22 protein-coding genes and 2 pseudogenes are annotated in these 25,930 nt (G+C 70.1%); 16 read left to right on the forward strand and 8 right to left on the reverse strand.

Annotated features, from left to right (window positions below):
• The 8 genes and pseudogenes from GH681_RS14840 to GH681_RS14865 all read left to right on the forward strand — a co-directional run bounded on the left by GH681_RS14840 (window position 1) and on the right by GH681_RS14865 (window position 5,192).
• Entirely contained in the window at window positions 1-720 is a 720-nt protein-coding gene (locus GH681_RS14840) for a Crp/Fnr family transcriptional regulator (protein ID WP_153162259.1), read from the forward strand.
• A 116-nt stretch (window positions 721-836) separates the two neighbouring features.
• Window positions 837-1,331 carry a hypothetical protein gene (locus GH681_RS14845; protein ID WP_153162261.1) on the forward strand — a complete coding sequence of 165 codons (495 nt, stop codon included), beginning with the start codon at window positions 837-839 and terminating at the stop codon, window positions 1,329-1,331.
• A 25-nt stretch (window positions 1,332-1,356) separates the two neighbouring features.
• Window positions 1,357-2,529: pseudogene (locus tag GH681_RS23970) on the forward strand (ABC transporter ATP-binding protein/permease); the annotation flags it as partial.
• Window positions 2,530-2,630: 101 nt separating this feature from the next.
• Window positions 2,631-2,810 (forward strand): annotated as a pseudogene (locus GH681_RS23980) (ABC transporter ATP-binding protein); the annotation flags it as partial.
• A gap of 72 nt (window positions 2,811-2,882) precedes the next feature.
• Window positions 2,883-3,071 (forward strand): hypothetical protein, encoded by a 189-nt coding sequence (locus tag GH681_RS23375; RefSeq protein ID WP_194271250.1) that lies wholly within the window; start codon window positions 2,883-2,885, stop codon window positions 3,069-3,071.
• Window positions 3,072-3,206: 135 nt separating this feature from the next.
• Complete coding sequence (locus GH681_RS14855) at window positions 3,207-4,130, forward strand: DnaJ C-terminal domain-containing protein (RefSeq protein WP_153162263.1); 924 nt, start codon at window positions 3,207-3,209, stop codon at window positions 4,128-4,130.
• Between the two features lie 3 nt (window positions 4,131-4,133).
• Window positions 4,134-4,460: a chaperone modulator CbpM gene (locus GH681_RS14860; protein WP_153162265.1), complete on the forward strand. Its 327-nt coding sequence runs from the start codon at window positions 4,134-4,136 to the stop codon at window positions 4,458-4,460.
• A gap of 168 nt (window positions 4,461-4,628) precedes the next feature.
• Window positions 4,629-5,192: a YSC84-related protein gene (locus GH681_RS14865; protein WP_153162267.1), complete on the forward strand. Its 564-nt coding sequence runs from the start codon at window positions 4,629-4,631 to the stop codon at window positions 5,190-5,192.
• A 144-nt stretch (window positions 5,193-5,336) separates the two neighbouring features.
• On the opposite strand, the gene GH681_RS14870 is transcribed toward GH681_RS14865, so the two are convergent.
• Together GH681_RS14870 and GH681_RS14875 are read right to left on the reverse strand one after the other, a co-directional pair.
• The gene (locus GH681_RS14870; RefSeq protein ID WP_153162269.1) at window positions 5,337-5,501 is read right to left on the reverse strand and encodes a DUF1328 domain-containing protein; all 165 of its coding nucleotides are present in this window, start codon (window positions 5,499-5,501) and stop codon (window positions 5,337-5,339) included.
• Window positions 5,502-5,550: 49 nt separating this feature from the next.
• Entirely contained in the window at window positions 5,551-5,703 is a 153-nt protein-coding gene (locus GH681_RS14875; protein ID WP_367179935.1) for a DUF3309 family protein, read from the reverse strand.
• A gap of 287 nt (window positions 5,704-5,990) precedes the next feature.
• On the opposite strand from GH681_RS14875, the gene GH681_RS14880 reads away from it, so the two are divergent.
• The 6 genes from GH681_RS14880 (at window position 5,991) to GH681_RS14905 (ending at window position 13,565) form a co-directional block, all read left to right on the forward strand.
• Window positions 5,991-6,602 (forward strand): hypothetical protein, encoded by a 612-nt coding sequence (locus GH681_RS14880; RefSeq protein ID WP_153162273.1) that lies wholly within the window; start codon window positions 5,991-5,993, stop codon window positions 6,600-6,602.
• A 261-nt stretch (window positions 6,603-6,863) separates the two neighbouring features.
• On the forward strand, window positions 6,864-7,268 hold the full coding sequence (locus GH681_RS14885; RefSeq protein ID WP_153162275.1) for a hypothetical protein: 405 nt from the start codon (window positions 6,864-6,866) through the stop codon (window positions 7,266-7,268).
• Window positions 7,265-8,719 carry an ATPase domain-containing protein gene (locus tag GH681_RS14890; RefSeq protein WP_153162277.1) on the forward strand — a complete coding sequence of 485 codons (1,455 nt, stop codon included), beginning with the start codon at window positions 7,265-7,267 and terminating at the stop codon, window positions 8,717-8,719. The genes GH681_RS14885 and GH681_RS14890 overlap by 4 nt, the downstream gene beginning before the upstream one ends.
• A gap of 19 nt (window positions 8,720-8,738) precedes the next feature.
• The gene (locus tag GH681_RS14895; protein WP_153162279.1) at window positions 8,739-9,515 is read left to right on the forward strand and encodes a GGDEF domain-containing protein; all 777 of its coding nucleotides are present in this window, start codon (window positions 8,739-8,741) and stop codon (window positions 9,513-9,515) included.
• 89 nt (window positions 9,516-9,604) lie between these two features.
• Entirely contained in the window at window positions 9,605-12,163 is a 2,559-nt protein-coding gene (locus GH681_RS14900; RefSeq protein ID WP_153162281.1) for a chemotaxis protein CheB, read from the forward strand.
• Window positions 12,153-13,565, forward strand: a complete 1,413-nt coding sequence (locus tag GH681_RS14905) for an ATP-binding protein (RefSeq protein ID WP_153162283.1) — start codon at window positions 12,153-12,155, stop codon at window positions 13,563-13,565. The genes GH681_RS14900 and GH681_RS14905 overlap by 11 nt, the downstream gene beginning before the upstream one ends.
• On the opposite strand, the gene GH681_RS14910 is transcribed toward GH681_RS14905, so the two are convergent.
• Complete coding sequence (locus tag GH681_RS14910; protein WP_228111920.1) at window positions 13,547-15,289, reverse strand: alpha/beta hydrolase; 1,743 nt, start codon at window positions 15,287-15,289, stop codon at window positions 13,547-13,549. The genes GH681_RS14905 and GH681_RS14910 overlap by 19 nt on opposite strands.
• Before the next feature lie 266 nt (window positions 15,290-15,555).
• On the opposite strand from GH681_RS14910, the gene GH681_RS14915 reads away from it, so the two are divergent.
• Window positions 15,556-16,257, forward strand: coding sequence for a VIT family protein (locus GH681_RS14915; RefSeq protein WP_153162284.1), 702 nt, complete (start codon window positions 15,556-15,558; stop codon window positions 16,255-16,257).
• Window positions 16,258-16,279: 22 nt separating this feature from the next.
• On the opposite strand, the gene GH681_RS14920 is transcribed toward GH681_RS14915, so the two are convergent.
• From GH681_RS14920 to GH681_RS14935, 4 genes are all read right to left on the reverse strand, one after another.
• Window positions 16,280-16,825 carry a sterol desaturase family protein gene (locus GH681_RS14920; protein WP_153162286.1) on the reverse strand — a complete coding sequence of 182 codons (546 nt, stop codon included), beginning with the start codon at window positions 16,823-16,825 and terminating at the stop codon, window positions 16,280-16,282.
• A gap of 134 nt (window positions 16,826-16,959) precedes the next feature.
• On the reverse strand, window positions 16,960-18,249 hold the full coding sequence (locus GH681_RS14925; protein WP_153162288.1) for a cobyrinate a,c-diamide synthase: 1,290 nt from the start codon (window positions 18,247-18,249) through the stop codon (window positions 16,960-16,962).
• On the reverse strand, window positions 18,246-19,037 hold the full coding sequence (cobA, locus tag GH681_RS14930; protein ID WP_153162290.1) for a uroporphyrinogen-III C-methyltransferase: 792 nt from the start codon (window positions 19,035-19,037) through the stop codon (window positions 18,246-18,248). Before cobA ends, GH681_RS14925 begins: the two co-directional genes overlap by 4 nt.
• A 27-nt stretch (window positions 19,038-19,064) precedes the next feature.
• Window positions 19,065-20,933, reverse strand: coding sequence for a hypothetical protein (locus GH681_RS14935; protein ID WP_153162291.1), 1,869 nt, complete (start codon window positions 20,931-20,933; stop codon window positions 19,065-19,067).
• A gap of 224 nt (window positions 20,934-21,157) precedes the next feature.
• Between GH681_RS14935 and GH681_RS14940 the strand changes: the two genes are divergently transcribed.
• A complete protein-coding gene (locus tag GH681_RS14940; RefSeq protein WP_153162292.1) occupies window positions 21,158-21,895 on the forward strand; it encodes a carbonic anhydrase family protein in 738 nt (245 codons plus the stop codon).
• Window positions 21,896-21,969: 74 nt separating this feature from the next.
• On the opposite strand, the gene GH681_RS14945 is transcribed toward GH681_RS14940, so the two are convergent.
• On the reverse strand, window positions 21,970-25,875 hold the full coding sequence (locus GH681_RS14945; protein WP_153162294.1) for a DUF3683 domain-containing protein: 3,906 nt from the start codon (window positions 25,873-25,875) through the stop codon (window positions 21,970-21,972).
• Between the last annotated feature and the right edge of the window lie 55 nt (window positions 25,876-25,930).

Genomic DNA, 25,930 nt, shown 5'->3' on the forward strand with positions numbered 1-25,930 from the left:
ATGGTCAGCGCCGACAACGCCCGCGGAAACCAATTGCTCGCTGCCCTGCCGGATGCCGAATCCCAGCGCATCCTGCCCCAGCTGGAGGTCGTGGACATGCCCCTCGGGCAGGTGCTGTACGAATCCGGCCGGCAGCTCAGCCACGTGTATTTCCCCACCACCGCCATCGTCTCGCTGCTCTACGTGATGGAAAACGGCGCCTCGGCCGAGATCGCCGTGGTGGGCAACGAGGGCATCGTCGGCATCTCCCTCTTCATGGGCGGCGAAACCACCCCCAGCCGGGCGGTGGTGCAGAGCGCCGGGCGCGGGCTGCGGCTGCGCGCACCGGCGATCAAGGACGAGTTCAACCGCACCGGCCCGGTGATGCACCTGCTGCTGCGCTACACCCAGGCCCTCATCACCCAGATGGCCCAGACCGCCGTGTGCAACCGCCACCACTCCCTCGACCAGCAGCTGTGCCGCTGGCTGCTGCTGAGCCTCGACCGCCTGTCGGGCAACGAGCTGGTGATGACCCAGGAGCTCATCGCCAACATGCTCGGGGTGCGCCGCGAGGGCGTCACCGAAGCCGCGCTGAAGCTCCAGGCCGCCGGGCTGATCCGCTACGCCCGCGGCCACATCACGGTGCTCGACCGGGCCGGGCTGGAGGCCCGCACCTGCGAGTGCTACGCCGTGGTCCGCAAGGAATACGACCGCCTGCTCCCCTCGCGCATCGCAAGCTGAAGGCGGCGGGCGCGCGCCGCCCGTGTTCGCTATCAGACAGACCGCTCCCGGCCTGCCCCATAAGCTGACGGCATTGGCACCCGACGGACGATGTCCGGCTTTTCCAGGAGCAGACGATGACGCAGCGAATCCCCATGCCCGATCCGGCCTCACGCCAGCGCCCGCGCGGGCCGTGGCGGCTGGCCAGCCTTCTCGGCGCGATCGCCCTGCAGCTGGGCCCGCCGGCGCTGGCGCAGGACGGGAACGACCTGCTCCGCTGCGGCGTGCCGGCCATCCCCGCCGTCCCCGTCGAGACCGTCGCCTGGATGAGCGGCGGCATCGGCGAGGCCGACCGCGCCCAGATGAACCGCGCCGCCGCCGACTACAACCTGCAGGTGGTCTTCAGCGACCGCGCCGGACACTATCTGGCCGACGTGCCCTTCTCCATCAAGGCCCAGCCCGCCGGCCCGCGCTACGCCGCGGTGAGCGCCGGGCCGCTGCTGTACATCCGCCTGCCGCCCGGCCGCTACCGGATCGGCGCCCGGCTGGACGGCGCCTGGCAGGCCCGGCAGATCCGCATCGGGGCCGCCGCGCGGCCGGTGCGCATCGCCTTCGTCACCGCTGGCCGCTGAGCGCATCCGCGGGCCCGCCACGCCCATGATCCCCTTCGACGGTCAGCTCCTCCGGCGCTTCTGGCAGATTGCCGGGCCCTACTGGTTCAGCGACGGCCGGCGGGGCGCCCTGGGGCTGCTGGCGCTCCTCGTCGCGCTGCTCTTCGGCCAGGCCCTGTTCGCGGTGCTCCTCAACGCCCAGACCGGCGAATTCACCTCGGCGCTGGCCGCCCACGACGAGGCGCGGTTCTGGTCATCGATCCGCCAGTGCCTGGTGCTGCTGGTGGTGGCGGTGCCCACCCACGCCTTCTACTACTACGTCCGCGACACCCTCGGCCTGCGCTGGCGGCGCTGGCTGACCCGCGACTACCTCTCCGCCTACCTGGGCAACGGGATGTACTACCGGCTGAACGCCAGCGCCGAGATCGACAACCCGGACCAGCGGATCGCCGAGGACATCAACACCTTCACCCAGAAATCCCTCCAGTTCCTGCTCGTGCTGGCCAGCGCGGTGCTGCAGCTGGCGGCCTTCTCGGGCGTCCTGTGGGCGATCTCCCGGGAGCTGGTGCTGTTCCTGATCGTCTATGCGGTGGTGGGCACCACCGTCACCGTGCGCCTGTTCGGGCGGGTGCTGGTAGGGCTCAACTTCAACCAGCTCCGGCGCGAGGCGGATTTCCGCTTCAGCCTGGTGCGCATCCGCGAGCACGCCGAGGCGATCGCCTTCTACGCCGGCGAAGCGCGCGAATCCCGCCAGGTGGACCAGCATTTCGACGCGGTGTACGGCAACGCCAGCCGGCTCATCGGGGCGCAGCTCCGGCTGAACCTGTTCCAGTACGCCTACAGCTTCATGACCATCGTGCTGCCCAGCGCGATCATCGCCGGGCGGGTCCTGTCCGGCGAGCTCGAGGTGGGCCGGGCCATCCAGGCGGCCGGCGCCTTCGCGGCGATCCTGGCGGCGCTGGCGGTGATCGTCGACAACTTCGAGAGCTTCAGCAAGTTCGCCGCCGGCATCGACCGGCTGGACAGCTTCGCCGGCTTCATGGACGGGAAGCACGACGCCACCAGCGACGAGCGCATCGAGTTCGTCGAGGATTCGCGGATCCACATCGACGGGCTGACCCTGTGGACGCCGAACCGCGAGCGCACCCTGATCTGCGACCTGTCCCTCTCCATCGACCCCGGCCAGAGCCTGATGATCGTCGGCGCCAGCGGCTGCGGCAAAAGCTCGCTGCTGCGGGCCATCGCCGGCCTGTGGCGGTCCGGCCACGGGCGGATCGGCCGGCCTCCGGCGACATGCTGTTCCTGCCCCAGCGCCCGTACATGCTGCTGGGCAGCCTACGCAGCCAGCTGCTCTACCCCCGGCAGGACCAGGCCATCCCCGACGCCGAACTGCTGGCCGTGCTCGAGCAGGTCAACCTGCCCGATCTGGTGGCCCGCTTCGGTGGCCTCGACGCCGCCCAGGACTGGGCCAAGGTGCTGTCGGTGGGCGAACAGCAGCGGGTGGCCTTCGCCCGGGTGCTGCTGGCGGCCCCGCGCTACGCGGTGCTCGACGAAGCCAGCAGCGCCCTCGACGTGGCCAACGAGGACCGCCTCTACACCCTGCTCGCCGCCACCGGCATCACCCTCGTGAGCGTCGCCCACCGGGCCTCGATCCGCCACTTCCACCGCCAGGTGCTGGATTTTCGCAGCGACGGCAGCTGGACGCTGCACGGCGCGGGATCTGTGCGCAGGCGTACAGACGCGCCGCGGGTCGCCTCCTAGGCTTGATATCCCGGCCGACTGGCCGCGAGTCGTCGCAGGAGCTGCCCCATGAAACCGAATCCCCACCCCGTACCGGACCCCGCCGCCATTGCGCCGGCGCGTCCGGCCCGGCCCTAGCCCCGGAGGCCGGCCGGCATGGAATTCAAGGACTACTACGCAGTCATGGGCGTCGCCCCCGACGCGACCCAGGACGAGATCAAGCGCGCCTACCGCCAGCTGGCGCGCAAGTACCACCCGGACGTGAGCAAGGAGCCCGACGCCGAGCAGCGCTTCAAGGCCCTCGGCGAGGCCTACGCGGTGCTCAAGGACCTGGAAAAGCGCGCCGCCTACGACCAGCTGGGCAGCGACTGGCAGCCCGGGCCGGATTTCCAGCCACCCCACGGCCGCCGCGGCGACGCGGCCTTCTCCAACGACGAGTTCAACGATCTGTTCGAATCCATCTACGGGCGCGGCCCGTCCCAGGGGCGGGAGGAGGGCGCCGGCTTCCACGCCCGCGGCCAGGATCATCACGCCCAGGTGTTCATCGACCTGGAAGACGCCTACACCGGCGCCACCCGCAGCATCAGCGTGCAGACACCGGAGGTGGATGAGCGCGGGCGCGTGCATCTGCGCCGGCACACCCTGAAGGTCACGATCCCCAAGGGCGTCCGCGCCGGGCAGCACATCCGCCTGGTCGGGCAGGGCATGCCGGGCATGGGGCAGGGGCCCGCCGGCGACCTTTATCTCGAAGTGGCCTTCAACCCCCACCCCCATTACCGGGTCGACCAGCGCGACGTGTATTTCGACCTGCGCATCGCCCCCTGGGAGGCCGCCCTCGGCACCCAGGTCGAGGTGCCCACACCGGGCGGACGAGTCGAACTGAGCGTGCCCGCCGACGCCCGGGCCGGCCGCAAGCTGCGCCTCAAGGGGCGCGGCATTCCCGGCCCGGTGGCGGGCGATTTCTACGCCGTGCTGCAGATCGTCGTGCCACCCGCCGACAGCGAGGCGAGCCGCGCCTATTACACCGGCATGGCCGGACAGTTCGCCGCCTTCGATCCCCGATCCACCGCCGGAGCCTGACCCATGGACCACCCAAGCATGCTGCCCCAAGCCACCGTGACCATCCTCGAGGAACAGACCGGGCTCAGCCTCATCGAGGTGTGCCGCGCCTGCGCCGTGAACGCCGACGGCATCGTCGAGCTGGTGGACGAAGGCCTGCTGGCGCCCCTCGGACGCGAGCCCCACCGCTGGCGCTTCACCGGCCTGCACGTGCGCCGCGCCACCGTCGCCCTGCGCCTGCGGCGCGACCTCGGGCTCAACCTCGCCGGCGCCGCGCTGGCCATCCAGCTGCTCGACGAACTGGACGCCCTGCGGGAGAAGCTGCGCGCCCTCGGCACCCCCGGGGCATGATCCCGCCGGTTTGCAGCTCTGTTCGCCAGCGTACGGAATACCCGGATCAATGGGCGCAGGATGAAAGCTCGCAGTCGTGCCCGATCAGCGGAATGTCCGGTCAGGCACCGCCCTCGATCCCGCTTCCGACATCACTCCCGATGCCGGGACAACATGAAGGAACACACCATGACCAACGTACGCCGCAACTTCCACAAGCTCGTCCTCGTCACCGCCACCTCCCTCGCCCTCGGCGCCTTCGGCGGCCCGGCCTTCGCGGCCACGTCCGAAGACCTCGACCGGGACGCCGCCCAGGCCCTGCAGACCCTCTACAAGAGCAACCCGGCCGCCGAAGCCATCTCCAGGAAGGCCCGGGCCGTGCTGGTCTTCCCGAAGATCATCAAGGCCGGCCTGGTGTTCGGCGGCAGCTACGGTGAGGGCGTCCTCACCCGGGGCACCGAACACCTCGGCTACTACAACTCCGTGTCGGCCTCCTGGGGCTGGCAGGCCGGGGCCGAATCCTACGGCTACGTGGTGTTCCTGATGAGCGACAAGGCCGTCAAGTACCTCAACACCAGCCAGGGCTGGGAGATCGGTGTCGGCCCGTCGGTGGTGGTGGTGAACGAAGGCATGGCCAAGAACCTCTCGTCCTCGACCCTCAAGAACGACGCCTACGCCTTCATCTTCGACCAGCAGGGCCTGATGGCCAGCCTGAGCATCGAAGGCACCAAGATCACCCGCATCAAGCGCTGAACGGCGTAGCGGTTCCCGCGTGACGGCGGACCGGCCCGGTGACACGGGCCGGTCCGCCGTCGTTTACGGGCCGCACCGAAGCCGGAAACGCAAACGCCCGGCGGCCGGATTACGAAGACCGGCCGCCGGGCGGAGCGGGTGCGTTCAGCGTCGCCGGATGAGGCCGACCACGAAGGATGCGACGAACAGCACCAGAAAGATGAAGAACAGGATGCGCGCGATCTCGACCGCACCGGCGGCGATGCCGGTGAAACCGAACAGGGCCGAGATCAGCGCAATGACGAGAAACACGCCGGCGTAGTGGAGCATTTTGGTTCCTTTCAAGTCATGCCGGTGGCGAGCCGGCGCGGCAGCCGGGCTAGATGCGGCCCAGCAGCACGAGGACGAGCAGGATCACGACGATGAAGCCGATGCCTCCGCTCGGGCCGTAGCCCCAGCTCTGGCTGTGGGGCCAGCTAGGGAAGGCGCCGATCAACAGCACGATGAGCACGATCAGCAGAATGGTTCCGATGGACATTTGAGGTCTCCTTGCCTGGGTTGCGTTGCACTGTCGATGCTACGCAGCAGGGCCGGCGCGTCTGTGCGCCATCGAACAGCGGCGCAATCCGGGTGGGTGCGCCAGCAGACAGACGCCCCGTCCCATCTCCCGCAGGCTGGGTCCATCCGAACCACCGGGGCCAGCAGTCTTCCCCGTGACGATGGAGGGCGCTTCCGGCGCCCCCATCCTGGCGAAGAACCTGTCGTGCCAGCCCATCGGGCTGCGCGGCAAGCCGGATTCATCCTTTCAAGGAAAACATCATGAAAACATCCAGCCTCAAGCTCATCGCCCTCTCCATCGGCCTCGCCTTCAGTCTCGGCGCCGCCGCCGAAACCATGTCGAAGGACGACTACAAGGCCGGCGAGACGAAGATTGCCGCCGACTACAAGGCCGCCCGCGCCGCCTGTGGCGCCAAGGCCGACAACCAGAACGACATCTGCGTGGCCGAAGCCAAGGGCAAGGAGAGGGTCGCCCTGGCCGAGCTCGAAGCCAGCTACAAGCCCAGCCGCAAGGCCCACTACGAAGTCCAGGTGGCCAAGGCCGAAGCCGCCGGTGCAGTGGCCCGCGAACGCTGCGATGACATGGCCGGCAACGCCAAGGACGTCTGCGTGAAGGAAGCCAAGGCCGCCGAAACCTCCGCCAAGGCCGACGCCAAGGCGCAGATGAAGACCTCGGCCGCCACCGCCGCCGGCAACGAGAAGGCCGCCGAAGCCCGCAGCGACGCCAAGGGCAAGGCTGCGGAAGCCCGCAAGGACGCGGCGACCGACAAGCGCGACGCCCAATACACGGTGGACAAGGAAAAGTGCGGCAGCCTCGCCGGCACCGCCAAGGCCCAGTGTCTGGACCAGGCCCGCGCCAACATGGGCAAGTGACCGGCTTCTGCCGGCCGACCCCGCCCGGGGTCGCGCCGGCCGGACAGCAAGGCCGGACCGGCCCATCCCACAACGGATGGCCGACCCGGCCTTTCTTCCGCCCACGCCAGCCGCTTCACCCCTGCCACCCGGCGCGGCAGGCACGCCGGCTCCGTTCGCTGGCGTACATACAGCCGGCACCGCGACGACCACAATCGGTTCAGCCAATCCCGGCGGGCCGGCGCCGGCACCCCGCGGCGATCACTTCAGGAGGCGCCATCCTTGCAAGCCCCTTTGATACCCCCGGCTGAAGATCGCGTCCTGGCCCTGCGGGTCGCCGACGCGGCGGTCACCGCGTGGCGCGAACTCGACGCCGCCCTGTCGCCCATCATCGGCCAGCGGGGCGTCGCGGCCCTCTACCAGCGCAGCCTCTACCTCACCCGCATCGACTACCCGTGGCTCGCCGGCGTACACCAGGCCACCGTGCGGGCGGGCGAATTCGCGCCGCTCCACACCGTGCTCTCCCAGCAGACCAGCGCCACCGCGGCCGGCGCCTGCAGCGCGCTGCTCGCCACCTTCCGCGATCTCCTGACCCGCCTGATCGGCGCCTCGCTCACCGAGCGCCTGCTGCCCCCGATCCCGCCAGCCCCACCCGCCCCCAACGCCGCCCCGGACCCCTCGCCATGAACACCGACACCACCCGCCTCCAACGCATGGCCACCGGCGTCTCCGGGCTTGACGCGGTGCTCGGCGGCGGCCTGCCGGAGCTCTCCTTCAGCCTCATCGCAGGCCCGCCTGGCAGCGGCAAGACCACCCTGGCCCATCAGATCATGTTCGCGCTGGACTCGCCCGAGCGCCCGGCGCTGTACTTCACGGTGCTCGGCGAGCCGCCCCTGAAGATGCTGCGCTACCAGCAGCAGTTCGAGTTCTTCGAGCACGAGCGGGTCAAGGATTCGATCCGCTTCATCAGCCTGGCCGACGAGACCGCCAGCGGCGATCTGGACAAGGTGCTCGCCCGCATCTCCAGCGAGGTCGAGGCCCACGCGCCGGGCCTGGTGTTCGTGGACTCCTTCCGCTCGGTGGCCGGCAGCCCCGCCCGCGCCGGCATTCCGTCCCTCGGCCTGCAGCACTTCATCCAGAACCTCGGCGTGCTGATGACCTGCTGGCAGGCCACCACCTTCCTGGTCGGCGAATACTTCACCCCGAACGACCCCAACCCGGTGTTCACCGTGGCCGACGGCCTGATCTGGCTGAGCCAGAGCGTCCAGGGCAACTCGGTGGTACGCAAGCTCGAGATCATCAAGATGCGCGGCCAGGCCACCGTGCCCGGCCTGCACACCTTCCGCATCGGCAGCGCCGGCATCACCGTGTTCGGCCCGCCGCCCTGCAGCGCGCCGCTGGCCGACGCCGGACCCGGCCTGGCCGATCGCCTGCCGATGGGCGTGCCCGGGCTCGACGGGATGATGGGCGGCGGCCTGCCCCGGGGCTACTCGCTGCTGGTCGCCGGCCCCTCCGGCTCGGGCAAGACCCTCCTCGCCGAAGCCTACCTGGCCGAAGGCGCCCGCCACGGCGAGACCGGCGTGATCGCCGCCTTCGAGCAGCGCCCCCGGCGCCCCCGCAGCCACCGGCTCGCCGACCTCATCGCCAGCGGGCAGGTCGGCGTGGTCGACACCCGCGCGCCGGATCTGTCGGTGGACGAGATGGCCATGCTCCTCATCACCGAGATCCGCCGGCTGGGCGCCAGCCGGGTGGTCATCGATTCGCTGTCAGGCTTCGAGCTGGCCCTCGCGCCCACCTTCCGCAACGACTTCCGGCAATCCCTGGCGCGCCTCGTGGCGGCCCTCACCGGCAGCGGCGTCACCCTGCTGATGACCTCCGAGCTCGAAGACCGCTTCACCGACCTGCGCTTCAGCCCCCACGGCACCGCCTTCCTCACCGACGCCATCATCGTTCACCGCTACGTCGAGCTGGCCGGCCGCCTGCTGCGGGCGCTGGCGGTGGTCAAGCTGCGGGGCAGCCCCCATTCCGACGAGCTGCGCCTCTTTCATGTGGACGACGACGGCCTGCACATCGACGAGCGCCTCGCCGGCCACACCGGCCTCCTGACCGGCCGGCCGCTCCGCCTGCCCGCCGACTGAGCCCTGGCGACCCGCCACCATGCCGGCCTCCGACCCCCACCAGACCGACGCCGCCCTGGCGACCCTGGCGCAGCTGGACGAAGCCGCCAACCGCCTGGTGGCGGAACTCGCCCGACTAAGGCAGGAGCTCACCGCCGCCCGCAACGACTGCGACGCGCGCCGCAGCGCCCAACTGCGCGAGGCCAACGAGAAGCTTCTCCTCGCCGCCCTCCAGGCCGACCAGATCGCCGAGAGCGCGGTGAATGACCGGGACGTGCTCGCCAACCGCAGCCAGCGCGACCCCCTCACCGGCACCCCCAACCGCAGCCTGATGCTCGACCGCCTCGAAAGCGCCATCGCCCTGGCCCACCGGCGCGGCACCCACATCGCCGTGCTGTTCCTCGATCTCGACCTCTTCAAGCAGATCAACGACGTCCTCGGCCACGCCGTCGGCGACGAAACCCTGCAGCTCGTGGCCCAGCGCCTGCAGTCGGTGCTGCGCGACTCCGACACCGTGAGCCGCCACGGCGGCGACGAGTTCCTGGCCCTCCTCACCGAGATCACCCAGCCCACCGACGCCACCCTCATCGCCGACAAGATGCTCGCCGCCCTCGCCGCCCCGGCGCGGATCGGCGACCACCTGCTCAACCTGTCGGGCAGCGTGGGCATCGCCCTCTACCCCCAGGACGGCACCGACGCCGCCAGCCTGATCGCCCACGCCGACGCCGCCATGTACGCCGCCAAGCGCGCCGGCGGCGGGCGCTGCGCCCTCCATCAGCCCGACACTCCGCCGGAAGCCCCACCCGAAAGCGGCTGAACGCCCCCGGCGTCAGCAATGCCTCATCCCGCCGGCCGATCAGGCGGATAATCCATAAGACGAACTACGAACCTGAATCGAAATTCCGTATGCGCTGCGCACCTCCCCTCGATTCAACCCCGGTAGAAACACCCGATGCGCAGCCCCGGCAGCGCCCGGACTGCCCCATCGTCGGCATCGGCTGCTCGGCCGGCGGGCTCGAAGCCCTCGAAGCCCTGCTCGGCCATGTGCCCGACGGCACCGGCATGGCCTTCGTGATCGTCCAGCACCTCGACCCAGAGCACGTCAGCACCCTCCCGGAGATCCTCCAGCGCATCACCCCGATGCCGGTCATCGAGGTCGCCGAAGGCATGGTCGTCGCGCCGGAGCACGTCTATGTGATCCCCCCCAACAAGGATCTGTCCCTGCTGGGCGGCGTGCTCCACCTGCTCGACCCCACCGCCCAGCGCGGCCTGCGCCTGCCCATCGACTTCTTCCTGCGCACCCTGGCCGCCGACCGCCAGGAGCGGGCCATCGGGGTGATCCTCTCCGGCATGGGCTCCGACGGCATGGCCGGGCTCGCGGCGATCAAGGAAAAGGGCGGCCTCACCCTCGCCCAGGACCCGGCCAGCGCCCGCGCCGACAGCATGCCCGCCAGCGCCATCAAGGCCGGCGTGGTGGATATCGTCGCGCCCGCCGAAGCGCTGGCCGAGCGCATCGCCGCCTTCCTGCGGCACGTTCCGCGCCCGCCCCAGCCCGACGCCGCGCCGGGCGAGCAGGGCGCCCTCGAACGGATCATCGTGCTGCTGCGCAACCGCAGCGGCAACGACCTCTCCCTCTACAAGCCGAACACCCTGCTCCGGCGCATCGAGCGGCGCATGGCCCTGCTCCAGATCGCCGCCATCGCCGACTACGTGGGCTACCTGCGCGACAACCTCCAGGAACTCGACCTGCTGTTCAAGGAGCTCTTGATCGGCGTCACCAGCTTCTTCCGCGATCCGCCCGTGTGGGATTACCTGCGCGACGTCGCCCTACCGGCCCTGTTCGCCCGTCACCCCGACGGGCAGGCGCTGCGGGCCTGGGTGCCGGCGTGCTCCACCGGCGAGGAAGCCTACTCGCTGGCCATGGTGTTCCGGGAAGCCCTCGACAACACCCGGCCGCCGGGCCAGTTCTCGCTGCAGATCTACGCCACCGATCTCGACCCCGACGCCGTGGACCGGGCCCGCCGGGCCTGCTACCCCGCCAACATCGCCGCCGACGTGACGCCGGAGCGGCTGGCCCGCCACTTCGTTGCCGAGGACGACGGCTTCCGGCTCAACCGCGAGCTGCGCGAGATGGTCATCTTCGCGCCCCACAACCTCATCTCCGACCCGCCCTTCACCAAGCTCGACATCCTGTCGTGCCGCAACCTGCTGATCTACTTCGGCCAGGAACTGCAGAAGAAGGTCCTGCCCCTGTTCCACTACGCCCTCAACCGGGACGGCATCCTGGTGCTCGGCAGCGCCGAGACCATCGGCGGCTTCGACGCCCTGTTCTCGCCCCTCGACAAGAAGACCCACATCTTCCGGCGCACCGAACACCGCAACCAATCCTCGTGGCTGGATTTTCCCGCCCGCACCCCGGCCGGCCCCGCCAGCACCGACGGCAGCCGGCCCGACTTCCGCGACAGCGTCGAATACCTCACCGACCAGCTCATCCAGCAGCACTACGCGCCCGCCGCGGTGCTGGTCAATGGCGAAGGCGACATCCTGTACATCAGCGGGCGCACCGGCAAATACCTCGAACCGGCCGCCGGCAAGGTCAACATCAACCTCCACGCGATGGCCCGCGAAGGCCTCCGCGACGCCCTCACCGGCGTGATCGGCAAGGCCCTGCGCCAGCCCCAGCCGATCCACCTCAACGGCCTGCAGGTCGAAGGCAACAGCCACCCCCAGCTGGTCAACATCACCGTCCAGGGCATCGACAAGCCCGAAGCCCTGCGCAACCGGGTGCTGGTGGTGTTCAACGACGTCAAGGCACCGCCCGGCAACCGCCGGCCGCGCAGGCAGCTGGCGTCCGAACGCGAAAGCGCCCTGCTGCTCGAACTCGCCCAGCTGCGCGAAGCCCTGCAGATCAGCCGTCAGGAGATGCAGGCCTCCCTCGAGGAAGCCAAATCGGCCAACGAGGAGCTGCAGGTCACCAACGAGGAACTCACCACCTCGAAGGAAGAGCTGCAATCCATGAACGAAGAGCTGCAGACCATCAATGCGGAGCTGCAATCCAAGGTGGACGACCTCACCTGGGCCCGCAACGACATGACCAACCTGCTCAACAGCACCGAGATCGCCACCGTCTTCCTCGACAGCGAGATGCGACTGCGCCGCTTCACCACCCACGCCACGCACCTGTTCAAGTTCATCCCGGGCGACGTGGGCCGGCCCCTGTCCGACATCGTCACCGACCTGGACTACCCCGGCCTGCAGAACGACGCCAGCGCCGTGCTCACCACCCTGATCTACTGCGAGAAGCAGGTCAGCACCGGCGACGGCCGCTGGTTCCGGGTGCGCATCATGCCGTACCGGACCCAGGACAACGTGATCGACGGGGTGGTCCTCACCTTCATCGACATCACCGCCATCAAGCAGCTCGAAGCCAAGCTGCGCAAGCGGGAGAATCGCCGTGACCACTGAAGACACCGACGAGCCTGACCAGCGACCCTACACCACGCCCCTCCGGCAGGCCGCCGAGGCCCGGCTGGTGCATGAACTGCAGGTGCACCAGATCGAGCTCGAGATGCAGAACGAAGAGCTGCGCCGGGCCCGGGCCGAGACCGACGCGGCCCTCGACCAGCTCCACCAGCTCAACGCCCACCTCGAAACGCTGGTTGCCGCCCGCACCGCCGAGCTCGTGGCCGCCCGCGACGCCGCCGAGGCCGCCGACCGGGCAAAGACCCACTTCCTCGCCAACATGAGCCACGAGATCCGGACGCCCCTGAACGGCATCCTCGGCATGGCCCACCTGCTGCGGCGCAGCGGCCTCACCCCCACCCAGGCCCACCAGCTCGACAAGATTGAAGTGTCAGGCCGCCATCTGCTGGCGGTCCTCAACGACATCCTGGATTTCTCGAAGATCGAGGCCGGCCGCCTCGAACTGGAAACCGTGGATTTCACCCTCGACGAGCTGGTGCGCGACGTCACCGCCATCGTCACCGACAGCGCCGCCGCCAAGGGCCTCCGGCTCGACATCGACACGGCCGGCATCCCCCGCCACCTCCGGGGCGACCGGGTGCATCTGGCCCAGGCGCTGCTCAACTACGTGGGCAACGCCATCAAGTTCACCGCCGCCGGCAGCGTCACCCTCAGCGCCCGGCTGCTCGAAGAAACCCGGCAGGGCTACCTGCTGCGCTTCGACGTGGTCGATACCGGCATCGGCATGACGCCGGAACAGCAGGCCCAGCTCTTCCGGCCCTTCACCCAGGCCGACAGCTCCACCACCCGCCGCTTCGGCGGTACCGGGCTGGGGCTGGCCATCACCCGGCGGCTCGCCCAGCTGATGGGCGGCGAGGTGGGTGTCAAATGCACGCCAGGCGAGGGCTGCCGCTTCTGGCTCACGGCGCGGCTGGGCAAAGGCCGGCCCACCCGCCCGGCCCCCGACATGCGGGACCGGGAGCACGCCGAGCTGATCCTCCGGCGCGACTACCGGGGCGCCCGGGTGCTCGCCGTGGACGACGACCCGGTCAACCTGGATGTGCTGCTGAGCCTGCTGCTGAACCTCGGCCTGGCGGTCGACATCGCCAGGGACGGCGCCGAGGCGCTGCGCCTGGCCCGCGAGAAGCCCTACGCGCTGATCCTGATGGACCTGCAGATGCCCCTCATGGGCGGGCTGGAGGCCAGCCGGGCGATCCGACGCCTGCCGGGCCACGCCAGCACCCCCATCGTCGCCATCACCGCCAGCGCCTTCGTCTCCGAGCGGGAGGCCTGCCTCGCCGCCGGGATGAGCGACTTCATCGCCAAGCCGCTGGATGTGGATGCGTTTTTCGGGACGCTGCTGCAGTGGCTGCCCCCGCCACCCGCTCAGGTCTGCAGCACGTAAGTGCCCGGCGCCGCGCCCAGGGTCGCCAGCCCGCCAGCCGCATGGCCCATCGACGGCGGATCACCGGGCGGGCCGGAGCGCGCATCGAGCCACGCCCGCCACGCCGGCCACCACGACCCCTCTGACGTGGGCGCCGCCGCCAGCCACGCGTCCGGCGCAAGGTAGCGCCCGTCGTGGGGCCGGGTGAGCATCTGGTAGCTGCGCCCGGGCACGCCCGGCGGATTGACGATGCCCACGTTGTGGCCACCGGAACTGAGCAGGAAGGTGACCGGCACGTCGGCGAGCAGGTGCAGCTTGTGCACCGATCGCCACGGCGCCACGTGGTCGCGCAGGGTGGAGACGCAGAAGATCTCGCAGGTGATGTCGGTCAGCGCCACCGGGCGGTCGCCCACCGGGTAGCGGCCGCTGGCCAGGTCGTTGTCGAGGAACAGCCGGCGCAGGTATTCGGCGTGCATCCGGTAGGGCAGGCGGGTGCCGTCCACGTTCCAGGCCATCAGGTCGCTCATCGGGCGGCGCTCGCCCATCAGGTAGTCCTTGAGCATCCGCGACCACACCAGATCGCGGGAGTTGAGCAGCTGGAAGGCCCCGGCCATCTGGGTGGTGTCCAGGTAGCCCCGATCCCACATGATGTCCTCCAGAAAGCTCACCTGGCTGTTGTCGATGAACAGCGCCAGCTCCCCCGGCTCGGTGAAGTCGGTCTGGGCCGCCAGCATCGACACCGACGCCAGCCGCTCGTCCCCGTCGCGCCCCATGGCCGCGGCGGCGATCGCCAGCAGCGTGCCGCCCAGGCAGTAGCCGGCGGCGTGGATCCGCTGCCCCGGCACCACCGCGGCCACTGCATCGAGGGCATCCATCACCCCCAGCCGCAGGTAGTCGTCCATGCCCAGGTCGCGCCCCTCGGGGCCGGGGTTGGCCCACGAGATGGCGAACACCGTGTAGCCCTGATCCACCAGAAAGCGGACCAGCGAATTGGCCGGCGACAGGTCGAGGATGTAGTACTTCATGATCCACGAGGGCACCAGCAGCACCGGCTCCGGCCGAACCTGCGGGCCGGCGGGGGCGTACTGGATCAGCTCGATCAGCCGGTTGCGGAAGATCACCTGCCCCGGCGTGACCGCCACCTCGTGACCCACCCGAAAATGCTCGGCCCCCGGCGGCGGCGATTCGGACTGCAGGTGACGGGCGTCCGCCATCAGGTTTCGCAGGCCCTCCACCAGATTGGCGCCGCCGGTCTGCGCGGTGCGTTCGAGCACCTCGGGGTTGGCCCACGGAAAGTTGGCCGGCGACAGCACGTCGAGCAGCTGCCGGACGGTGAAGCTCACCACGTTCTCGTGGTGCCGCGACACGCCGTGGACGCCGGTGGTGGCGGCCTTCCACCAGGCCTCGGTGAGCAGGAAGGACTGGCTCATCACGTTGAACGGCCACGCCTGCCAGCCCGGATGGTCGAAGCGGTGGTCCTGCACGCCCGCCTCGATGCCCGGGCGCCCGGCCGGACGGCCCGCCTCCAGCAGCAGGCCAGGCAGCCTGGCCCAGGCATCGAGCCAGGCCTGAGCCAGCTCGGCCTGCTCCGCCGGGTTGTGGGACAGGTGCATCAGCCAGTCGTCGAAGGCCATCGCCAGCGCCACCGGGGAGATGCCGCCGGTCAGGTGCGAGAACTGGGCATGCACGAAACGGTCTAGATTGCTGCCCGGTCGGGGCAGCACGGCGGGGGGAACATGGGTCACGGAATCAACCTTCGGCGTGCGCGCGAATTGACGCAGCCCATCATCTCCACCCCGCGCCACCGCGTCTGTACGAGAGCGCACCAAGCCCGGCCCGCAAGTGCGCGACAATCCCGGCGGGGTGACGGCGGTGCGGCAGCGCACAGACCCGCACGCAGGCCAGCCGCATAGTCGAGACTCCCCACTCCAGGCCACGCCGCCCTCGCCCCAGGCTGCCCCGGAAGACCAGGCCGCCAAGGTCTCTCACACCACGTAAGGAACCCGCCAGCATGCTCTCCCCCAAGCGCCACAAGGAAAGACACCGCACCGACCGCATCGGCTGGCTGCGCGCCGCCGTGCTCGGCGCCAACGACGGCATCGTGTCCACCGCCAGCCTCGTGCTGGGCGTGGCCAGCGCCAGTTCGAGCCACGCCAGCGTCCTGGTGGCCGGGGTTGCCGGGCTGGTGGCGGGCGCTATGTCGATGGCGGCCGGCGAATACGTCTCGGTGCATTCCCAGGCCGACACCGAAAACGCCGACCTGAACCGCGAGCGCGAAGAGCTCGAACACGCCCCCGCCGCCGAACTGCGCGAGCTGACCGCCATCTACGTGGGCCGCGGGCTGAGCTACGAGCTGGCCACGCAGGTGGCGGAGCAGCTCACCCGCCACGACGCCCTCGGCGCCCACGCCCGCGACGAACTCGGCCTGTCGGACACCACCAGCGCCCGGCCGATCCAGGCCGCCCTGGCCTCGGCGGCCAGCTTCGCCGTGGGGGCGATCCTGCCCCTGGCGGTGACGGCGCTGGCGCCCGAGCGGCTGCTGATCCCCTGGGTCGGCGCAAGCTCCATCAGTTTTCTGGCGATCCTCGGCGCCGTCGCGGCCCGGGCCGGTGGGGCCGACCCGCTGGTCGGCGCGGCCCGCGTGAGCGGCTGGGGGGCGCTGGCCATGGCGGTCACCGCCGGCGTCGGCGCCCTTTTCGGCGCGCCGGTCTGAGCCACACCAGCGGCGCTCCCGGTCAGCCCCGCCCGGTGCCCAGCAGGCGGTCCCACGCCCCGCCGAGGGTGCCGAAGGCGCGGCGCTCATCCACCTGGTGGTGAAAATGGTGATGCCGCCAGCGGCGGCGCAGCCAGCCCTCGCGGCACGGCTCGGGCTGATGCAGATGGAAATGGACGACCTCCTGGGCCAGGTGGCCGAGGATCAGCCCGCCGGAAAACGCCAGCCCCAGGCCCGGATCGCCCAGCAGCAGCGACGGCGCCCCGGCCAGCACGAGCACCATCGGCAGGCTGAACAGCAGCGGCGTGCGCATCGGCACGTCGGGCGCGTGGTGGTGTTCCAGATGCCAGCGCCGGAAGGGGTCAAGCCTGTGCAGGATGAAGCGGTGCAGCGCGTACTCGGCAAAGGTCCAGGCGCCGAGCCCGGCCAGCAGCGCGGCGGCCCCGACGGCCCAGCCGCGCGCGTCGACATGCAGCCATCCCGCCGTCAGCGCCACCACGGCAAGCATGGGCATCAGCACCGAAGCCGGAAACCGGAGGGCGGGCCCGGCAACACGGAAATCTTCCATCGCGATCCTCCCGGCGTTCCGTCCGTCAATCCACCGCACCGGAGAGATGCGGCCAATCACGGCCCTAAATTGGACACGCGGGAACCGGCTTCGGTCAGTGCGTCAGGCAACGCATGCGCCCGACGGGGCGGCGACTACCCGCCCAGCAGCGCCGCCGCGGTCGCCGGGTTCGACGGAAAGTAGAAATGCACGTAGGACGCGGTGATCCGCCCGAGCCGGTAGATCGCCTCGCCCTCACGCCCGGCCAGCGACGTGGCACGGACCAGCGGCGCCAGCGGCGTATCGCTCACGGAGTAGTGGAAGGTGTGGCCGGTGATGCGGCCTTCGGGCAGCTCGGCCACCTGGGTGCCCAGCGCGGCGAGACGCGCCTGCATCCGGGTGTGGCCGGGCAGCAGGCCGGCGCCCGGGTGGGTCAAGCCTTCCTTGTCGGTAAGACGCTCGAAAAGGCTCATCATTCCGCCGCATTCGGCGAGCAGCGGCTTGCCGGCCGCCACATGGGCGTGCAGATCGGCCTGCCAGCGGGCGTTGGCGGCGAGCTGGGCGGCGTGGAGCTCCGGGTAGCCGCCGGGCAGCCACAGGGCGTCGCAGGCGGGCAGGGCGTCGCCGGCCAGCGGCGAGAAGAACTCGACCTGCGCGCCAAGGGCTTTCAGCAGATCCACGTTGGCCGGGTAGATGAAGCCGAAGGCGGCGTCCCGGGCAATCGCCACGGTGCGGCCGGCCAGCAGCGGCGCGACAGGCGGCGGTTCGGCGGCCGGAAAGCTCACCGGCGGCGGCAGATCGGCCGCGCCGGTGCGGGCGAGATGGTCGGCCAGGCGATCGAGGCGCTCGTCCAGATCGGCGATCTCGGCAGCCTGCAGAATGCCCAGGTGGCGCTCCGGCAGCGCGGCGTCGGCGTCGCGGGGGATCGCGCCGTACCAGGCGATCTCGCCGGGCAGGCAGTCGCGCAGCAGCTTGGCGTGGCCCTCGCCACCCACGTGGTTGGCGAGCACGCCCGAGAAGGGCAGATCCGGCTGCCAGGTGGCGAGGCCGTGGGCCACAGCGGCGAAGGTCTGGGCCATCGCCTTGGCGTCGATCACCGCCATCACCGGAATGCCGAAGCGGCGGGCGATGTCGGCGCCCGAAGGCTTGCCGTCGAAGAGGCCCATCACCCCTTCGACGAGGATCAGGTCGGCCTCCTGCGCCGCGGCGTGCAGGCGCCAGGCGGCGTCCATCTCGCCGCACATGCCCAGGTCGAGGTTGTACACCGGCGCGCCGGTGGCGACCGTGTGGATCTGCGGATCGAGGAAATCCGGCCCGCACTTGAACACCCGCACCCTGCGCCCCTGGCGCACGTGCAGGCGGGCGAGGGCGGCGGTGACGGTCGTCTTGCCCTGGCCGGAAGACGGCGCGGCGACGAACAGCGCGGGGCAGCGGGCCGCCGTCATTCGTCGCGCTCCGGGTGGAACCACGCCAGCCGCGGCTGCAGCGACACCACGTCGCCGACGATGGTGAGCGCCGGCGGGGTGATGCCGGCCGCCTTGACCGCGCCCGGCAGCGTCGCCAGATCGGCGGTCACGACGCGCTGGGCCTTCGTGGTGCCGCGCCGCACGACGGCCGCCGGGGTGGTGGCGGGCAGGCCGTGGGCCACCAGCTTGTCGCAGATCGTCGCCAGCTGGGTGATGCCCATGTAGAACACCAGGGTCTGCTTGCCGCGGGCGAGCATGTCCCAGTCCAGGTCCACCGTGCCATCCTTCAGGTGGCCGGTGACGAACACGCAGGCCTGGGCGAAATCCCGGTGGGTGAGGGGGATGCCGGCGTAGGCGCCGATGCCCGCCGCGGCGGTGATGCCGGGGATCACCTCGAAGGACACGCCGGCCTTCACCAGCTCTTCCACCTCTTCGCCGCCGCGCCCGAAGATGAACGGGTCGCCGCCCTTCAGGCGCACCACGCGCTTGCCCTGGCGGGCCAGATCGACCAGCAGCAGATTGATGTCGCCCTGGGGCAGGGCGTGGTTGGAGGCCTTCTTGCCCACGTAGATGCGCTCGACCGCCGCCGGCACGCAGGCCAGCACCTCGGCGCTCACCAGGTTGTCGTAGACCAGCACGTCGGCCTCCAGCAGCAGGCGGGCGGCGCGCAGGGTGAGGAGTTCCGGATCGCCCGGCCCGGAACCGACGAGATAGACCCAGCCCGGCTGGGCCGGACGATGGCTGGCGGGAAAAACGGTATCAGGCACGACGGTGCTCCTGGCGGACTCGACGATTCAGTTTAGCGGCTTGCGCCACAGGGCGAGGCGGATCGGCGCGGCGGGCGCAAAACGCAGCCGGCCGGCCACCGTCTCGCCGCGGGCGAGGCTCAGCTCCTGCCAGGCCTCGGCGGGCACCTGGGCGGCAAAGGCGAGCAGGTCGGCGCGGGCGTGGTCGTCCTCGGCGGTGGCCACCAGCCGGCCGCCCGGGGCAAGGCGCGTCCAGGCAGCGGCGAGCCAGTCCGACAGACCGACGCCACCCCGCACGAACACCGCCTCGGGCATCGGCCACTCGCGGCTGCGCAGCGGCGAGGCGGACGGGATCGCGGCGAGGTTTTCACCCACCCCGGCGCGGGCCATCGCCACGCCCAGCAGGCTCGGCTCGACACCGACCGCACGCACGCGGGCCGTCGGCACCGCCCGGGCCCATTCGAGGGCCAGGCTGGCTTCGCCGTCGGAGATCGCCCAGCCCTGCTCCCACGCCGCCGGCTGCAGCCACGCCAGCGCCAGCAGACGCGCGGCCAGGGGCAGGGCGGCCGGAGCGTCCTCGCCCAGCGCAGCGTCGGTGAGGCCGGGCAGTTCGGCAAACACGCCGGCCGACGGGCCGGTGGCGAGGATCAACACCGCGTGGGCGTCGAAGTTTTCGCGCAGCTCGGCCAACTCGGAAGCCAGCCACGCCCGCGAGCGCAGGCCGTCAGCGGTGAATTCGCACACCCACACCCGGGCGCCGGCAAAGCCGCTGTCCACCAGCAACCGGGCCACCGCGCCGGGGGCGGCGGCATCGGCCACCGGCACCGCCAGCAGGCGATGGGCGCGCAGCTGGCCGCGCAGCGCCGCCATCGGCGCCCGACGCAGATCCACCAGCGACACGATCTCGCCCGACAGGCCCAGCGACGCACACGCCGCCTGAACCCGGCCGACGCCGGCCAGCAGGCACACGTTGCCGGGGCCCAGTTCGGCCAGCAGTTCGAGGCCGGGGCCGTCGCCGGCGCCGTCGCCCACCACCGCCAGCACGCTGCCGGCGTGACCAACCCGGCGGAGGTCGAGGTGGATGGAATCGGCGCCGCACAGCTCCTGGGGCACCTCCAGCGCGAGGCCGGCGAGGCGGTCCAGCGCTTCGGCGGTGCCGAGGATCACCCGGGCGCCACGCAGGGCGTCGAGGGCCGCGGCGGAGAGCACCGGCGGCTGCTCCAGGCCCAGGCTCACCACGGTGAGAGGCAGCGGCTCGGCGGGTTCGGGTTCCGGCGCGATGTCGGCCATGGGCTGCGCATCGGCGATGGCTTCGACGGCGGGCACATCCACGGGCGCCTCCACGGGCGCTTCGGCCACCGGGGCCTCGGCGACGAGGGCAAGCTCGGGCAGTTCGGCCTGGGCGTCGCTGTCGTCCGCCGGGCCGTTGGCGCTGCGCTCGCCCTTGCCGCGGCGACGCTTGCGCCGACGGCGGGGGCCGGCGGGGGATTCGGCGTCGTCGGCGGTGGTGGCTTCGTCGGCCGCGGTGTCGGATTCAGCTTCCGCGGCGAGGGCTTCGTCGGTGGCGGGCTCGATGGCCTGGGCGGCCACGTCGACAGGTGCTTCGGCCACGACTTCAGGCTCGGCAGCGACGGGCGAATCCTCGACCGGCGCGGCGACGGGTTCGGCCTCGGCTTCGACGGCGAACAGATCGGCGATCACTTCGGCCGCCGGGGCCTCGGCCTCCGGCTTGGCCTTGGGCTTGCGGGGGGCGCGCTTGGCGCGGGCGGGTTTGGCGGCGGCTGCCTCGGTCGGCGCGCCATCGGCGGGCGCTGCGTCGGCCTTCTTGCGGCTGCGGGCCGGCGCCTTGGCACGAGCGGCAGGCTTGGCGGCTTCGTCGGCGGCGGGCGCCGGCGTGATGAGTTGTTCGTCGTTCATGGGGGACGGCCGCGCCCATGCGCGACCGGAAAAACGGGGGTCGCAGGATAGCACGAAGCCTTTTCCGGCCGAGTCCGGCATCGGCCGCCCACAGTGGGCAATCTGCCTGACCGAAATGGTGTTCATGCCATGCGTGTTGATCTTAAATTTTGCCCGCGCCGTGCCGTTGAATCACGACTGCGCGGCCGCAATCCTGTGACACGCGATCCTCCAAGGGAGACACCATGAAAAAAACACTGACCACCCGCTTCCTCACCCTCGGCCTGGCCACCCTGGCCGCCAGCAGCGTCGCCTTCGCGGCGGACGACCACGGCGGCCCGGTGGTGCCCAAGCCCTACACCACCGGCGCAACCCTCACCAAGTCGGTCCAGGCGAGCATCACGCCGGACAAGGCCATCGACATCCTGAAGGCCGGCAACGCGCGCTTCGCCGCCAACAAGCCGCTGCGCCGCAACCTGAAGGCCCAGGTCCAGACCACCGCGCTGGGCCAGTTCCCGTTTGCCAGCGTGGTCGGCTGCATCGACTCCCGCGCCGCGCCGGAGCTGGTGTTCGACCAGGGCATCGGCGATCTCTTCGTGGCGCGGGTGGCGGGCAACACCGTCAATCCGGACATCCTGGGCAGCCTCGAGTACGCCGCCAAGGTGGCCGGCTCGCGGGTGATCGTGGTGCTGGGCCACACCAGCTGCGGGGCCATCAAGGGCGCTTGCGACGACGTGAAGATGGGCAACCTCACCACCCTGCTCGAGAAGTTCAAGCCGGCCGTCGCCGCCGCCTCGACGCCGGGCGAGCGCAATTCCCACAACCACGCCTTCGTGGATGAGGTGACCGAGCTCAACGTGAAGCAGGTGGTGGCCCGCATCCGCACCGAAAGCCCGGTGCTGAAGGCGCTGGAAGACGAAGGCAAGATCCGCATCGTCGGCGCGCTGTACGACACCAGCAGCGGCAAGGTGGCGTGGTACTGAGCAACGCCTGACCCTTTGAAACGACAAGGCCCGCTTTCGCGAGCCTTGTCTTTCTGGTGCCGTGGAATGCCGGCTTACAGCAGCACGCGCTCGATGCCGCCGCTGTTGGCCTTGGCCACGTAGTCGGACATCCAGTTGTCGCCGAGGATGTGCTTGGCCATCTCGACCACGATGTAGTCCGCATCCACGCCACCGGCATCGCCGCTGTAGCGGGACAAGCCCTGCAGGCAGCTCGGGCAGGAGGTGAGGATCTTCACCGGGGTGGCGGCGTCGGCCCCGCGCAGCTTCTCAGCGCCCTTCTCGATCTCTTCCTGCTTGCGGAAGCGGACCTGGGTGGAGATGTCGGGGCGCGACACGGCCAGGGTGCCGGATTCGCCGCAGCAGCGGTCGGACAGATCAACCCGCGTGCCCATCAGCTCGTTGGCCACCTTGATGCCGGAGTGCACCTTCATCGGGGTGTGGCAGGGCTCGTGGTACATGTAGCGGGCGCCGGTGATGCCGTCGAGCTTCAGGCCCTTTTCCATGAGGTATTCGTGGATGTCGAGCAGGCGGCAGCCGGGGAAGATCTTCTCGAACTGGTACTTCATCAGCTGGTCCATGCAGGTGCCGCAGGACACGATGACCGTCTTGATGTCGAGGTAGTTGAGCGTGTTGGCGACCCGGTGGAACAGCACCCGGTTGTCGGTGGTGATCTGCTGGCCCTTGTCCTCTTCACCGGCCGATGTCTGCGGGTAGCCGCAGCACAGGTAGCCCGGCGGCAGCACGGTGGTGGTGCCGACCTGGTAGAGCATCGCCTGGGTGGCGAGGCCGACCTGGCTGAACAGGCGCTCCGAGCCGCAGCCCGGGAAGTAGAACACCGCCTCGGATTCGTCGCGCTTCACCTTCGGGTTGCGGATCACCGGGACGATGGTGTCGTCCTCGATGTCCAGCAGCGCGCGGGATGTGCGCTTGGGCAGCCCGCCCGGCATCGGCTTGTTGATGAAGTGGATCACCTGGGCCTTGATGGGCGGCTTGCCGAGGGTTGCCGGCGGATGCTGGACCTGCCCCTGGATCAGCCCGAGGCTCTTGCCGATGCGGTGGCCGAGGCGCTGGGCCTTGTAGCCCCAGCCGATCATCGTCGAGCGGATCAGCTTGATGGTGGCCGGGTCCTTGGCGGTCAGGAAGGCCATCGCCGCGGCCTTGCCGGGGTTGAAGGACTTCTTGCCCTGCTCGCGCAGCAGGTTGCGCATCTTGATCGACACGTCACCGAAGTCGATGTCCACCGGGCACGGCTTCTCGCACTTGTGGCACACCGTGCAGTGGTCGGCCACGTCCTCGAACTCGGCCCAGTGGGCCAGCGACACGCCGCGGCGGGTCTGCTCTTCGTAGAGGAAGGCTTCGATCAGGAGCGAGGTGCTGAGGATCTTGTTGCGCGGGCTGTAGAGCAGGTTGGCGCGGGGCACGTGGGTCGAGCACACCGGCTTGCACTTGCCGCAGCGCAGGCAGTTTTTAATGTCGTGGGCGATCTCGTCGATCGCCGTCTGCTCCATGATGAGCGACTCGTGGCCCATCAGGTTGAAGCTGGGCGTGTAGGCGTTGTCGAGGTTGCCCTTGAGCGGGCCGCCGCGCATCAGCTTGCCGCGGTTGAAGCGGCCTTCCGGGTCGACCTTGGCCTTGTACTGCCAGAAGCCGGCCATCTCGGCGTCGGTGAGGTAGTCGATCTTGGTGATGCCGATGCCGTGCTCGCCGGAGATCACGCCGTCGAGGCTCCGCGCCAGCTCCATGATGCGGTCCACGGCCTTGTTGGCCGTCTGCAGCATCTCGTAGTTGTCGGAGTTGACGGGGATGTTGGTGTGCACGTTGCCGTCGCCGGCGTGCATGTGCAGGGCCACGAAGACGCGGCCGCGCAGCACCTGCTTGTGCACCTTCTTGATCTCTTCGCGCACGAGGCCGAACAGCACGCCGTCGAAGATCTTGTCGAGGCGGGCGCGGAGCTCAGTCTTCCACGACGTGCGGACCGAGTAGTCCTGCAGGCGGTGGAAGAGCTTCGGGTTGGCGGCGCGGTTGGACAGCTCGCCGGCCTGGATGCCGTATTCGGCAAACTGCGGCTCGGCCTCGGCCAGCGGCAGATCCAGGTTGTCGAGCAGCCACTGCCAGCGACGGCGCACTGCGGCCACGTGGTCGAGGGCGTCCTTGCGGCGCTCGCCGATGAGCTCGTCGCGGGAGATGGTGGCGTCGCCGGCATCCAGCGGCAGATCGCCCTGCAGGAACCCGGTGAGGGCGTCGCACAGGGCCAGCTTGTTCTGCGTCGAGAGCTCGATGTTGATGCGCTCGATGCCGTCGCAGTAATCGCCCATCCGCGGCAACGGAATCACCACGTCTTCGTTCACCTTGAAGGCGTTGGTATGGCGCGAGATGGCGGCGGTGCGCGAGCGGTCGAGCCAGAACTTCTTGCGCTGCTCGGGGCTGACGGCGATGAAGCCTTCGGCGCCGCGGGTGTTGGTCATGCGGATCACGTCGGAGACGGCGGTCATCACCGCCACCTCGTCGTGGCCCACCACGTCGCCGATCAGCACCATCTTGGGCCGGCCGTGGCGCTTGGCCTTGGTGGTGTAGCCCACCGCGCGCACGTAGCGCTCGTCCAGGTGCTCCAGGCCGGCGAGCTGGATGCCTGCCGCGTGGCCGGCGCCGCCCGGCTTGAAGTAGTCGGTGATCTCGACGATGGCCGGCACGGCCTCGCGCACCTGGCCGAAGAACTCCAGGCACACGGTGCGGGTGACCGGCGGCATCTTGTGGAGCACCCAGCGTGAGGCGACGATCAGGCCGTCGGTGCCTTCCTTCTGCACGCCGGGCACGCCACCCAGGAACTTGTCGGTGACGTCCTTGCCGAGGCCCTCTTTGCGGCAGGCCGCGCCCGGCATGCGCAGGATCTCTTCGGAGATCTGCTTGTAGCTGCGCGCGTCAAAGCGGCGCAGGCGGAACTCGACGGTTTCCTGCTCGTGGATCTTGCCGAAGTTGTGGTTGAGGCGCTCGACCTCCAGCCAGTTGCCATCCGGCGTGACCATCTTCCACCAGGCCAGGTTGTCGAGCGCGGTGCCCCACAGCACGGCCTTCTTACCGCCGGCGTTCATGGCGATGTTGCCGCCGATGCACGAGGCGCTGGCGGAGGTCGGGTCCACGGCAAACACGCGGCCGGCCGACGACGCCGCTTCGGAAACACGCTCGGTGACGACACCGGCACCCGTGCGGATGGTGGCGTAGGGCGCCAGCGTGCCAGCGCCACCCGGGCCCGGCAGGGCGACTTCCTCGACCGGGCCAATGGAAATCAGTTTTTCGGTGTTGATGACCACCGAGCGCGGGTCGAGCGGCACGGCGCCGCCGGTATAGCCGGTGCCGCCCCCACGCGGGATGATGGTGAGGCCGAGTTCGATGCAGCTCTTGACCAGCGGCGCCATCTCTTCTTCGGTGTCCGGATACAGGACCACGAAGGGGTACTCGACGCGCCAGTCGGTGGCGTCGGTCACGTGGGAGACGCGAGCATGGCCGTCGAAGCAGATGTTGTCCTTGCGGGTGTGGCGGGCCAGCTCGTGCCGGACGCGCTTCCGGAGGTCGTAGGTTTCTTCGAAGAAGGCCTTGAAGCGATCCACCGCCGCGTGGGCGGCCAGCACCAGGCTCGCCACCTTGGCGCTGCGCTCGGGATCTTCGCCGCTGGCTTCCTCGCGGCGCTTTTCGACCTCATGGAGGCGGTGGCGCAGGGCGTCGATCAGCGCGGCGCGACGATCCTGGTTGGCGAGCAGGTCGTCCTGCAGGTAGGGGTTGCGCTGAACGACCCACACATCGCCCAGCACCTCGTAGAGCATCCGCGCGGATCGGCCGGTGACGCGCTCGGAACGCAGGGCGTCGAGCGTCTGCCAGGCGTCATGGCCGAGCAGGCGGATCACGATCTCGCGGTCGGAGAACGAAGTGTAGTTGTAGGGGATTTCGCGCAGGCGCTGAGTCATTGCGTTACCTGGATTCGTACGGCGGAGAACTCTGCATTCTAGCGGAGCGGCCCGC

This window comes from Zoogloea sp. 1C4 (assembly GCF_009469605.1).
GTDB classification, from domain to species: Bacteria; Pseudomonadota; Gammaproteobacteria; order Burkholderiales; family Rhodocyclaceae; genus Zoogloea; species Zoogloea oryzae.